The sequence below is a fragment of the Phenylobacterium sp. genome (assembly GCF_036495085.1).
Classification (GTDB): domain Bacteria; phylum Pseudomonadota; class Alphaproteobacteria; order Caulobacterales; family Caulobacteraceae; genus Phenylobacterium.
On sequence record NZ_DASXNL010000190.1, the window covers coordinates 24,637 to 36,117 of the forward strand.

Sequence of the window (11,481 nt, forward strand, 5' to 3'; positions counted from 1 at the left end):
GCCGAAAATCCTCTTTTGAAGGCCCGCTTTAACCGGCGGGCCTTTTCATTACCGCCATGAGCGAACCTGATTCCACACGCCAACAGACCGCCGACCTCGACGCGCTGATCCGCCGGGTGGATCCCGATCGCTGGCTCTCCAGCCGTTTCATCGGCCAAGCCGCTCCACGCGCCGACGTGATTGCGCTCTATGCCTTCGACCACGAGCTGGCGCGAGCGCCAAGGGTGGCGTCCAACGCCTTGCTTGGCGAAATTCGCCTCACCTGGTGGCGCGAGGCGCTGGACGAAATCTTTGAGGGCCGCCTGGTGCGTCAGCACCCCGCGGCGCAGGCGCTGGCGGCCGCAGTCGCTCGAAGAGGGCTGCCCCGTGGTCCGCTGGAGACCATGATCGACGCACGCTACCGCGAGCTCGATCCTGCGCCGATGACCGAAGGCGAGGTGCTGGACTGGGCGCGAGACACCGGAGGCCTTGCTGCGCAACTGGCGGCGCAGATGCTCGATGCGGCCACTGAGGCGAAGATGGCGCTGGCCGGCGGATCGGCCTGGTCCCTCGGTAAGCGCCTGGCCGATAACCCGGAACTACGTCCCACCTTCCTGAAGGTGATCCACGCCGCGCGCAGCGCCTCGCGCAACCTCAGTGTCGCGGCTTTTCCCGCCGTCGCCCACGCCGCCCTGGCCGGCCGGCCGGCGCAGAACGACTTCGCGCGGCGGCTGCGGCTGACGATCGCCGTCGCCCGGGGCAAGATCTGAGCCTTAAGTAGGGGCGCGCCAGGGGCGCAGCCTCGGGCGCCAGCGCGGCACCGCGGCGGTGAACGCCTCATAGTCTTCGGGAAAGGCGCGCCGCAGGGTCGGCTCCTCGTAGAGGAGGACGAATGCGTGGAAAGCCAGCCAGACGATGAGCGCATAGACCAGCAGCCGAACGTCGGCGAAGAGCGCCGCCTGGCCGAGGATGATCGCAACGACGGCTACGTACATCGGGTTGCGGACGCGCCGGTAGGGTCCGGTCACCACCAGCCGCTCCGGCGGCGCCACCGGGGCCGGGGTCCCGCGCCCTTGCAGCGCAAAGCGGGCGAAGCATTCCAGGAGCAGAGCAAGGCCGCCGCCGATCAGCAGACCGCCCAGCGCCGTCAGCGGTGGCCTGGCGCGGCCCAGCTGCCAGTCGGTGATCGCCCAGGGGATGTAGCCGGCCAGTGTGCCGGGGGCGATCACCAGAAAGACGGCGGACCAGAAGATGGCCGAAGCCGGCCGCATGGGGGCCTCCCACATCGTGCTTCAGTCTAGCACGGCGATGCCGGCGCTTGCTCGGATCCTACTCGGCCGCGAGGGGCGTCCTGGATCCTGCGATCCAGGTCTCCAGGTCCGCCAGCGCGCGCTCGCCCATCAGCCGCTTCTTCGCGCGACCGCGTTCCTTGTGCGGCAGGCGTTTGCCGTCGGCGCCGTGGCGCGGCCCCTCAAGTGGCGGAAGCAGGCCGTAGTTGATGTTCATCGGCTGGAAGGAGCCTTTTCCGGCGTCCATGTGGCCGCCGGTGATGTGGCCGACCAGCGCCCCTAGCGCCGTCGTGGGGGGCGGGCAGACCGCTGTTGAGCCCAGCCGCTCGGCGGCGGCGAAACGACCGGCCAGAAGACCTATGGCGGCGCTCTCGACGTAGCCCTCGACGCCGGTCACCTGTCCGGCGAAGCGCAGGCGAGGGTCGGCTTTCAGGCGCAGGGACCCGTCCAGCAGCGCGGGCGAGTTCAGGAAGGTGTTGCGGTGCAGGCCGCCGAGCCTGGCGAAGACCGCCCTCTCGAGCCCCGGTATCATGCGGAAGATCTCGGTCTGGGCGCCGTGCTTCAGCTTGGTCTGGAAGCCCACCATATTCCAAAGCGTTCCCAGCGCATTGTCCTGGCGCAACTGGACGACCGCCCAGGCCTTCTCCTGCGGCTTGTGAGCGTTGGTCAGTCCCACCGGCTTCATGGGACCGTGACGCAGTGTCTCGCGGCCTCGCTCGGCCATCACCTCGATCGGCAGGCAGCCGTCGAAGTAGGGGACCTGCTCCCAATCCTTGAACTCGGACTTTGGGCCGGCCAGCAGGGCGTCGATGAAGGCGTCGTACTGCGCCTTGTCCATGGGGCAGTTGATGTAAGCCGCCGCCTCGCCGCCTGGGCCTTCCTTGTCGTAGCGCGACTGGCGCCACGCCAGGTTCATGTCGACCGACTCCAGGTGGATGATGGGGGCGATGGCGTCGAAAAACGAAAGTTCTCCCTCACCGGTCAGCTGCAGGATCGCCTCGGAGAGGGCGGGAGACGTAAGCGGGCCGGTGGCGACGATGACGCTGTCCCAGTCGGCGGGCGGCAGGCCGGCCACCTCTTCGCGCTCAACGGTGACCAGGGGATGAGCCATCAGCCGTTCGGTCACGGCCTGGGCGAAGCCGTCACGGTCCACCGCAAGCGCTCCGCCGGCCGGAACCTGATGGGCGTCGCCGCAGCTGAGAATGATCGAGCCCAGCTTGCGCATCTCGGCGTGCAACAGCCCCACGGCGTTGCCGGTCCAGTCGTCGGCGCGGAAGGAATTCGAGCAGACGAGTTCGGCCAGGCGATCGGTCTGGTGGGCGTCGGTCCCGCGCACGGGGCGCATCTCGTGCAGCACGACCGGCACGCCGGCTTCGGCCACCTGCCAGGCGGCCTCGGAACCCGCCAGGCCGCCGCCCACGACGTGCACTGGACCGTGAGGATTCTGCGCTGTCATCCGTGGCTAACTAGCAACGATCACACGAGTTCGCGAGCGGGGCCTTGCGTGTAAAGGGGGCAGCCCTAACCTAACGACCAAAGGGGAGGCCGACTCGTTCATTGAGAGCGGGTTCGGGCCTAGGGACGAGGATGTCGGGGTTTTCAGCCTCTGAGGCTGCGTTAGAGGGATTTCGGATCTCACGGGAGAACCCACGGGCGTTTGGCGCCTGGGTCGGGGTGTCCTTTGGCGTGAGCGTTCTTAGCATCGTGATCGATGCGTTCATGCCGGCCAGCGTCAAGCACGGCCTGGACACGATCAGCGCCGACCAGACGCTGACGCTTGGGCAGCTCGTCGATACCCTCGTCTTGATCGCGCCCATACTAGTGCTGGGGCTGGCCGTACTGAGCGTGATGGCGGCGGCGATCTATCGCCTGATCTTCCGACACGATGATCCGCGGTTTGGCTATCTGCGCCTGGGTTCCGACGAACTTCGGCTGATGGGCCTGACCCTGATCTATATCGGCATTACGATTGGACTGGTTTTCGCGGTCAGCATGGCCTCGGCGATCATCGTAGCCCTGGCGGCGATGGTGGCTCCGATGGCTCAGGCGTTCTTGAGCATGGCGGCCGTGGTCTTCTCCCTGGGGGTCGTTATCTATGTCCTGGTTCGGCTGTCTCTGGCGCCGGTGATCACCTTCGCCGAGCGGCGCCTGTCGATATTCGAGTCGTGGAACATGACCCGCGGATACTTCTGGCAGCTGCTGGGCGCCTACGGCTTGGCCTTCGCGTGCATCTTCGTGATCTATTTCCTGGTCCTGGTCGTGTTCAGCGGCATCGCTGGGGTCATCATGCTGCTGAGCGGCGGCCAGCTTTCGGACCTCAACGGAATTCTGAAGCCGGAGGTTGGTTCGCTGCGCAGCTACCTCAGCTTCGGGATCATCGCCTACATGCTCGTCAACAGCGTGGTCAGCGCGCTCTACAACGCCGTGATTGCTGCGCCCGGCGCCGTGGCCTACCAGAAACTCCATGGCGCGCCGCCGAGCCGCCCTTTGACCGCCCAGCCGGAGGCCAGCTGAGGCGGCGGCCGACATGAACGGCTTTTCCGCAAGCGATGCGGCGCTGGAAGGATTCCAGGTTCTGCGCAGCCATTGGCGCGTGGTGGTGGGCTGGTGCGTATTCACCGTTCTGGGCTTTGTGGGCCTCGTGGTGGCGGCGTTTATCGCCATCGCGCTCGTGACGATCGGCGCCACGTCACCCGACCAAGCCGGAACGCTTGGCGGTGCGGCAGGCGGCCTCGTCCTGGGATTGGGCGGGGCGGCGATCCAGTGGGTGGTGCTGGCTGCGCTCTACCGAATGTGCCTTCGGCCCGCAGAGCCGCCCGGCGCCTATTACCTGCGCATCAGCAAGGATGAAGGGCGCCTGTTCCGGCTTTGGTTCGCGCTTCTGTTCGCGTTCGTGTGCCTCATCACGGCGGGATTTCTGGTGGTGCGATGGCTGGAGCATTTCGGCGCCGCGGCCGCGGGAGCCGGAACGTTGGCGTTCCTGCTCCTCATGCTCTGGCTGGCGATCCGCACGAGCCTGGCGGGGCCGGCCAATTTCGCCACCGGGCGGTTCGGGCTCGCCGATTCCTGGCGACTGACCCGGGGGCGGTTCTGGCCGCTCGTCGGCATGGCAGCCCTGGCCGGCTGTCTCCTGTCGCTGATCGCGATCGTGCTGTTCGTCAGCCTGGCGGTGCTGCAGGCCGCGATCGGAGGCTTCCACACCTTGGCCCCGGTCAGCCTTTCCGATCCGCAGGCGCTGGCCGAGCGGCCAGGCGCCTATGTCCTGGGGCTGATCGCCGAACTGGCCGTAGGTCCGCTCTACCTGGTGATCGGCCAGACGCCGTTCGTCGCGGCGTACAGGACCTTGGCGGCCGCGGAGGGTTAAGCTGTGGCGCTGGGCCGCGCCGAGGCGCGGGCGTGCCAGGCCCTGAGGTTCGAGTGCTCATCTTCCAGCGGCAGGCCGATCCAATCGGCGAAGTCGACGGTCGTCAGGAGGCAGATGTCGGCCATGGAATACCGCTCGCCGGCCAGCCAGGCCTTGCCGTCGAGTTCACGGTCCAGGTAGCGCTGGGCGCCCCTGTAGATCTCCTTGTTGGACTCGCCGAACTCCTTGAACTGGGTCAGAAGCGCCGCTGTTCTTGGGTGCGCATGGCGCCAGAAATTGCCCACCGGCATCATCACGGTGAACTCGGTGCGACGCACCCACATGTCGACGAGCGCCTTCTCAACGGGCGTAACGCCGAACATCGGCGGCTTCGGGTTCGTCTCGTCGAAGTAGCGGCAGATCGCGACCGTCTCGGCGATGCAGGTCCCGTCGTCGAGCTCCAGCGCCGGCAGCTGTCCCATCGAGTTCTTGGCGCGGAACTCCGCCGACTTGTGCTCGCGCTTCATCATGTCGACCTGTGTCTCACGCAGGTCGATCCCCTTCTCGGCGAGGAAGATGCGCACGCGGCGCGGATTGGGGGCGGGGTTCGGTGCGCCGTAGAGGATCATGATGGCTCCGTCAGGATGATGGATCACGCTATTTCAAACGATTGTTTGCGCAAAGCGCCTCCTCGCCCAGGCCGGCAGGTGTCGCCGAATTAACCTGCAAGCTTCGCCGCGAGCCGCCATCATGATCGTCGGCCAGGATTGTCCATGGCGGACGAGCGCGGGGGGTGGCGTGCGACGGACATTTTCCAAGGCCTGGACCTGGCTCAAGCCTGCGCGCAGTTGGCTGACCGGCGCCCTTACGCCCTCTCCGGTCGCGTGGTCCGCCGCGACCTACGCGCTTTTGGCCCTGTGGGCCGCCATCCTGGTGTCGTTTCTCATCTACGAAGTCTTTCTGCCGTTCAGCTTCGAAAAGCTGCTCGGCCTGATCGTCATCTTCGCCGCGTTCGCCCTGCTGAGCCTGGGGGTGCTGCTGGTTGTCGGCATCCTGAGCCTTCTCAAGCTACGCTACCGGTTCGCGCTGCTCCTTGCCCTGCCGCTCACCCTGTTCTTCTTGCTGATCGTCTGGAGCCCGGAGGGCATGGGCGTTGGCGCGCCACTGCTGCTCATAGGGCTCAGCTTGGCGGCCGGCTCGACAGCAGCCCTGCTGAGCCGTCGTCAGCGACAGGGGCGGGCCTATGGCGCCCTCATCTTCCTCAGCCTGGGGTTGGCTGCGCTGGGCGTTTTGGTGTTCGGCCTCGTGCAACCGCTGAAGGAGCCCAATCCCTGGCTGGTCAACTACCGGCTTGCTGGGACCCCACTGGATCTGCCCGATCCGGGCAAGCCCGGACCCTACAAGGTGCGCTACCTTACCTACGGCGGCGGTTCCGATCGCTATCGGCCGGAATTTGCCGCCAAGGCGAGCTTCCGTTCACGTCCCGTGGATGGCTCGAAGCTCGATGCGGAATGGAGGGGCCTGGGTGGCGCGGTCCGCAGCTTCTACTGGGGGTTCGGTCCCAAGGCATTTCCGGTCCAGGGCCGGGTGTGGGCGCCGACCGGCAGCGGGCCGTTTCCGCTGGTGCTGATCGTGCACGGCAACCACAACATGGAGCGGTTTTCGGACCCGGGCTATGCCTACCTCGGCGAGTTGCTGGCCAGCCAGGGGTTCATCGCAGTCTCGGTGGACGAGAATTTCCTGAACAGTTCGCTGGCCGACCTCGTAAATCCCCTCAAGCGGCGGGGCGGTGAGGAGAACGACGCGCGCGCCTGGCTCCTTCTGGAGCATCTGGTCCAATGGCGCGGCTGGAACGCCGATCCGACGAACCCTCTGCATGGCGAGGTCGACATGGACCGTATCGGTCTGATCGGCCACTCGCGCGGCGGTGAGGCGGTCGGAATCGCTGCGGCCTTCAACCAGCTCGACCGCTATCCCGACGATGCGAGCCAGGTCTTCAACTATCACTTCAAGTTGGGCGCCGTGGCGGCGATCGCTCCAGTCGACGGCCAGTACAAACCGCGACATCGCTCGACGCCGCTGAGCGACGTCAACTACTTCACGATTCAAGGCAGCATCGACGGCGACGAGCGAACCTTTGGCGGAGCGTCCCAATATTCCCGGGATCTGCTGACCGGTAAGGTCCCGGCCTTCAAAGCCAGCCTCTACGTGAAGGATGCCGACCATAACCAGTTCAACACGACCTGGGGGCGCAACGACCTGGGCCTGCCCTGGGAATTCCTGCTGGATGAGCGAACGCTGCTGAAGCCGGCTGACCAACGCCAGATCGCCAAGGTCTATCTCTCGGCATTCCTGCAAGAGACCCTGATGGGCAAGACGGGCTACAGGCCGCTCTTCGAAGATCCCAGACGCGGGGCGGCCTGGTTGCCCCCAGGGTACCTGGCCGCCAACTACGCCGATGGCGCCACCGCCTGGGCAGCCACCTACGATGAGGATCTCGATCCCAGCACCGCTGCGAGCCCAGGCGCCAGGATCACCGGCGACAATCTCTCCGTCTGGCGGGAGGACGACGTGAAGCTGAAGTCCAATCCGTTGGACACCCAGGTGGCGCTGATCGGCTGGGACGACCGGGTCCACAAGGCGCACGCCAGCTACGGCATCGAACTTGGCGAGGCTGCGGCCAAGGCAGGCCCCGGCGCCGATCTGGTGTTCAGCCTCGCTGCGGCAGGAATCGACAGCCTTCCCAAGGATTTCCATCCCTCCAAGGCGGCGAGGTCCGACAAAGCCAAGGAGAAGAAGCCGGACAAGACGCCGCTCGACTGGTCGGTGGTGCTCGTGGACGCCAGGGGGATGGAAGCGCGCTTGCCGCTCTCCCATGACCAACTGCTCTATCCGCAGATCGTGGGCTACAGCCGCAGGTTCGCCGCTCTCGACGGCGCGGAGCCGTCGGAAGTCGTGATGCGCCGATATCGCCTGCCGCTGAACGACTTCGTGGCCCAGAACCCGGCGATCGACCTGGCCCACCTGCACGCCGTGCGGTTCGATTTTGATCGATCCCCGCGCGGGACCATCGCGCTCGACGACGTCGGGATCGCACCCGTCAGGCGCTGACCAGCTTCCTGACCCGCCCTTTGCGGCGGGCTTCGTGCCTTTCGAGCAATTCGGCGAGGTAGCGGCCGGTCCAGCTGTTTGGGCTTGCAGCGACCTGCTCCGGTGTGCCCGTCGCCACGATCTCGCCGCCGCCGTCACCACCTTCGGGGCCGAAATCGACGACCCAGTCGGCGGTCTTCACGACATCGAGGTTGTGTTCGATCACCACCACTGTGTTGCCCTGGTCGACCAGTTCGTGGAGCACCTCAAGCAGCTTCTTGGTGTCTTCGAAGTGCAGCCCTGTCGTGGGTTCATCGAGAATGTAGAGGGTCTTGCCGGTGGCGCGCCGGGAGAGCTCCTTCGACAGCTTCACCCGCTGCGCCTCGCCGCCTGAAAGCGTGGTCGAGGACTGGCCGACCTTGACGTAACCGAGCCCCACGCGCTTCAGCGTCGCCATCTTCTCGCGCAGCACCGGAACGGCCTTGAAGAACTCGGCGGCCTCATCAACCGTCATGTCAAGAACGTCTGATATGCTCTTGCCCTTGAAGAGTATTTCCAAGGTCTCGCGGTTGTAGCGGTGGCCGTGGCAGACGTCGCAGGTGACATACACGTCCGGCAGGAAGTGCATCTCGATCTTGATCAGCCCATCGCCCTGGCAAGCCTCACAGCGGCCGCCCTTGACGTTGAAGCTGAACCGGCCGGGGCCGTAGCCGCGGGCCTTGGCTTCCGGAAGGCCGGCGAACCAGTCGCGGATCGGCTGGAAGGCGCCTGTGTAGGTGGCCGGGTTCGATCGCGGCGTGCGCCCGATCGGGGACTGGTCGATATCGATGACCTTGTCGAACAACTCCAGCCCTTCGATCCGTTCGTAGGGGGCCGGTGCGTCCGAGGCGTTGTGCAGCCGCCGCGCGGCGGCCTTGTAGAGCGTCTCGATCGTGAAGGTCGACTTGCCGCCGCCGGAGACCCCGGTGATGCAGGTGAAGGTCGCTTGCGGGATTTCCGCGGTGACGCCCTTAAGGTTGTTGCCGGTCGCCCCGATCACCCGCAGCACGTTCTTCTTGGAGATCGGCCGACGCTCCGCCGGAACCTCGATCTCGCGCGCGCCGGAGAGGTATTGCCCGGTGATGCTGCGGGGGCTTGCCATGATGTCATCGGCCGTGCCCTCGGCGATGATCTCGCCGCCGTGGACGCCGGCCGCGGGACCCATGTCGATCACGTGGTCAGCGGTCAGGATCGCTTCCTCGTCGTGCTCCACCACCAGCACGGAATTGCCGAGGTCGCGCAGGCCTTTGAGGCTGACAAGTAGACGGGCGTTGTCGCGCTGGTGCAGCCCGATCGAGGGCTCGTCGAGGACATAGAGCACGCCGGTCAGGCCCGAGCCGATCTGGCTCGCCAGCCGGATCCGCTGGCTTTCGCCGCCCGAAAGCGTGCCCGAGGCGCGCGAGAGGTCGAGGTAGTCGAGGCCGACGTTCACCAGGAAGCGCAGGCGGTCGACGATCTCCTTCAGAATCCGCCGCGCGATTTCCATCTGCTTGTCGCTCAGTTGCGGCTCCAGCCCCTCAAACCACTCCTTGGCGTGCTTGATGGAAAGGTGGCTGACCTGGCCGACGTGCTGGCCCGCGATCTTCACGGCCAGCGCCTCCGGCTTCAGCCGATAGCCGTTGCAGGCTTCGCACGGCGTTTCGGACTGGTAGCGGCCAAGCTCTTCGCGGACCCAGGAGGAATCGGTCTCGCGCCAGCGGCGTTCAAGATTCGGCAAGACGCCTTCGAAGGTCTTGTTGACCTCGTACTTGCGCGCGTTGTCATCGTAGATGAAGCGGATCTTCTCATCACCAGAACCGTGCAGGATCACCTGTTTGGCCTGGTCCGGCAGCTTCCAGAACGGGACGTCCATCGAGAAGTCGTAGTGGCGCGCGAGCGCTTGCAGCGTCTGGGTGTAAAGCGGCGAGGGACCCTTGGCCCAGGGCGAGATCGCGCCCTTGTGGAGGGTCTTGTCCTTGTCGGGCACCACCATGTCGGCGTCGAAGGCGAGCTTGGCCCCCAGGCCGTCACAAACCGGGCAGGCGCCGTAGGGATTGTTGAACGAAAAGAGCCTCGGTTCGATCTCGCTGATCGTAAAGCCCGAGACCGGGCAGGCGAATTTCTCCGAAAAGATCAGCCGCTTGGGCTCTTCTTCCGTTGGGTCCTTGTCCGCCCATTCGGCGACCGCGATGCCGTCGGCCAGGCGCAGCGCCTGTTCCAGGCTGTCGGCGTAGCGGGTCTCGAGCCCCGCCTTGGTCACCAGCCGGTCCACGACAACGTCGATGTCGTGCTTGAACTTCTTGTCGAGCGCCGGTGCGTCCTCGATCGGGAAGAACTCGCCGTCAATCTTCAGCCGCTGGAATCCGGCCTTCTGCCACTCGGCGATTTCCTTGCGGTACTCACCCTTGCGGCCGCGGACGACCGGAGCCAGGAGGTAGATGCGTTCGCCATCGGCCAGCGCGGTCAGCTTGTCGACCATCTGACTGACAGTCTGGCTTTCGATCGGCAGGCCGGTGGCCGGAGAGTAGGGCACGCCGACCCGCGCCCAGAGCAGGCGCATGTAGTCGTGGATCTCGGTCACGGTGCCGACGGTCGAGCGCGGGTTGCGGCTGGTGGTCTTCTGCTCAATCGAAATGGCCGGCGAGAGGCCCTCGATGAGGTCGACGTCGGGCTTCGACATCAGTTCCAGGAACTGGCGCGCATAGGACGAGAGGCTCTCGACGTAGCGGCGCTGGCCCTCTGCGTAGATGGTGTCGAAGGCGAGCGAACTCTTGCCTGATCCGGAGAGACCGGTCAGCACCACCAGTTCGCCGCGCGGAATATCCACGCTGACGTCCTTCAGATTGTGCTCGCGCGCGCCCCGCACGCGGATGAAGTTCTGATGCTGGTCGGCCATCTTGTCCCGGAACACTCGGCTAAGCCCAGCGGCCCTCGGGCGAGGTCCGCAGCGCGACGGCTTAATGTAGTGACGCGACGCAGACATAACACAGGAACATAGAGCGAACAAAGATGTTGCCGCTCACGGGCCCGCGATTGCTGCTGACACCACGGTGGCAACAGCCCGTCAGGGGCGTTCGGCCGTTCGGATGGCCGAGAGATGGAGCCCGGGGCGCCAAGCGGGTAGGTCAAGCAGCCAGAAGTGTCACCCCGAGGGGTTCTTCACCGGCTTTCGCAGAGCAGCCGATTTCAGGTCGAACGAGCATCGAGAAAGGCGCGAATGCCTCTTCCGCTCTGCGCCCCGTACTTCCAGATCGCGCCGTTGTGACTCCCGGCGGTCGATAGAAATTCCAGGCTTTCGGTCGCGGCAAACGTCCTCATCGGTTCGTGGCTTGGATCGTCACGTCCGCTCCAGAGCAGCACCGGGACACCCGAGTTCATGACGGCGTCGCGAGCGCCCCGACGGTCGGCGAGCGCGTCCCAGCAGGCACGAGCGCCCGGCCGAAGTGTTGTCAGCCATTTGTCTGTCGCAGGCGAGGTCCCGAAGATCTCCGCGCCACCCACGATGTCCCAGCCCCCCACCATGAGAGAGGACAGTCGGTCACGATGGTATTTGGCGACCCCGACAGAGAGCCAACCGCCCATCGAGTAGCCGAGAACGTGGGCGCGCTCGAGACCGAGCTTATCGATCACCGCCACGACATCCTGCGACCTGGCCTCCAGGCCATAGAGGTTTGCCTCGGATGGCTTGTCGCTCAGGCCGTGGCCGAGTGAATCCACGCAGGCGACGCAGTAACGATCCGCCAGGACGTCGACGACGCCCCA

General features: G+C 65.7%; 9 protein-coding genes. 4 read left to right on the forward strand and 5 right to left on the reverse strand.

The annotated features are described in order from the left end of the window. Positions 1 to 56 precede the first annotated feature (56 nt). Positions 57 to 749 (forward strand): squalene/phytoene synthase family protein, encoded by a 693-nt coding sequence (locus tag VGI62_RS21490; protein WP_331506631.1) that lies wholly within the window; start codon positions 57 to 59, stop codon positions 747 to 749. Between the two features lie 3 nt (positions 750 to 752). Here the strand turns inward: VGI62_RS21490 and VGI62_RS21495 are convergent, their stop codons facing one another. Together VGI62_RS21495 and trmFO are read right to left on the reverse strand one after the other, a co-directional pair. After that, a complete protein-coding gene (locus tag VGI62_RS21495) occupies positions 753 to 1,250 on the reverse strand; it encodes an isoprenylcysteine carboxylmethyltransferase family protein (protein ID WP_331506633.1) in 498 nt (165 codons plus the stop codon). A 58-nt stretch (positions 1,251 to 1,308) separates the two neighbouring features. Then, positions 1,309 to 2,724, reverse strand: a complete 1,416-nt coding sequence (gene trmFO / locus VGI62_RS21500; protein WP_331506634.1) for a methylenetetrahydrofolate--tRNA-(uracil(54)-C(5))-methyltransferase (FADH(2)-oxidizing) TrmFO — start codon at positions 2,722 to 2,724, stop codon at positions 1,309 to 1,311. 230 nt (positions 2,725 to 2,954) lie between these two features. Between trmFO and VGI62_RS21505 the strand changes: the two genes are divergently transcribed. Together VGI62_RS21505 and VGI62_RS21510 are read left to right on the forward strand one after the other, a co-directional pair. Continuing rightward, on the forward strand, positions 2,955 to 3,782 hold the full coding sequence (locus VGI62_RS21505; RefSeq protein WP_331506635.1) for a hypothetical protein: 828 nt from the start codon (positions 2,955 to 2,957) through the stop codon (positions 3,780 to 3,782). Positions 3,783 to 3,795: 13 nt separating this feature from the next. After that, a complete protein-coding gene (locus VGI62_RS21510; protein ID WP_331506636.1) occupies positions 3,796 to 4,632 on the forward strand; it encodes a hypothetical protein in 837 nt (278 codons plus the stop codon). Here the strand turns inward: VGI62_RS21510 and VGI62_RS21515 are convergent. Then, positions 4,629 to 5,240, reverse strand: coding sequence for a glutathione S-transferase family protein (locus VGI62_RS21515; RefSeq protein WP_331506637.1), 612 nt, complete (start codon positions 5,238 to 5,240; stop codon positions 4,629 to 4,631). The genes VGI62_RS21510 and VGI62_RS21515 overlap by 4 nt on opposite strands. A gap of 169 nt (positions 5,241 to 5,409) precedes the next feature. Here VGI62_RS21515 and VGI62_RS21520 point away from each other — a divergent pair, with 169 nt between their 5' ends. Beyond that, positions 5,410 to 7,722 (forward strand): chlorophyllase/cutinase-like alpha/beta fold protein, encoded by a 2,313-nt coding sequence (locus tag VGI62_RS21520; RefSeq protein WP_331506638.1) that lies wholly within the window; start codon positions 5,410 to 5,412, stop codon positions 7,720 to 7,722. Here the strand turns inward: VGI62_RS21520 and uvrA are convergent. Next, on the reverse strand, positions 7,712 to 10,615 hold the full coding sequence (uvrA, locus tag VGI62_RS21525; protein ID WP_331506639.1) for an excinuclease ABC subunit UvrA: 2,904 nt from the start codon (positions 10,613 to 10,615) through the stop codon (positions 7,712 to 7,714). The genes VGI62_RS21520 and uvrA overlap by 11 nt on opposite strands. Before the next feature lie 290 nt (positions 10,616 to 10,905). Next, positions 10,906 to 11,481 (reverse strand): alpha/beta fold hydrolase (locus VGI62_RS21530; RefSeq protein WP_331506640.1); only part of this gene is annotated, 576 nt, incomplete at its 5' end.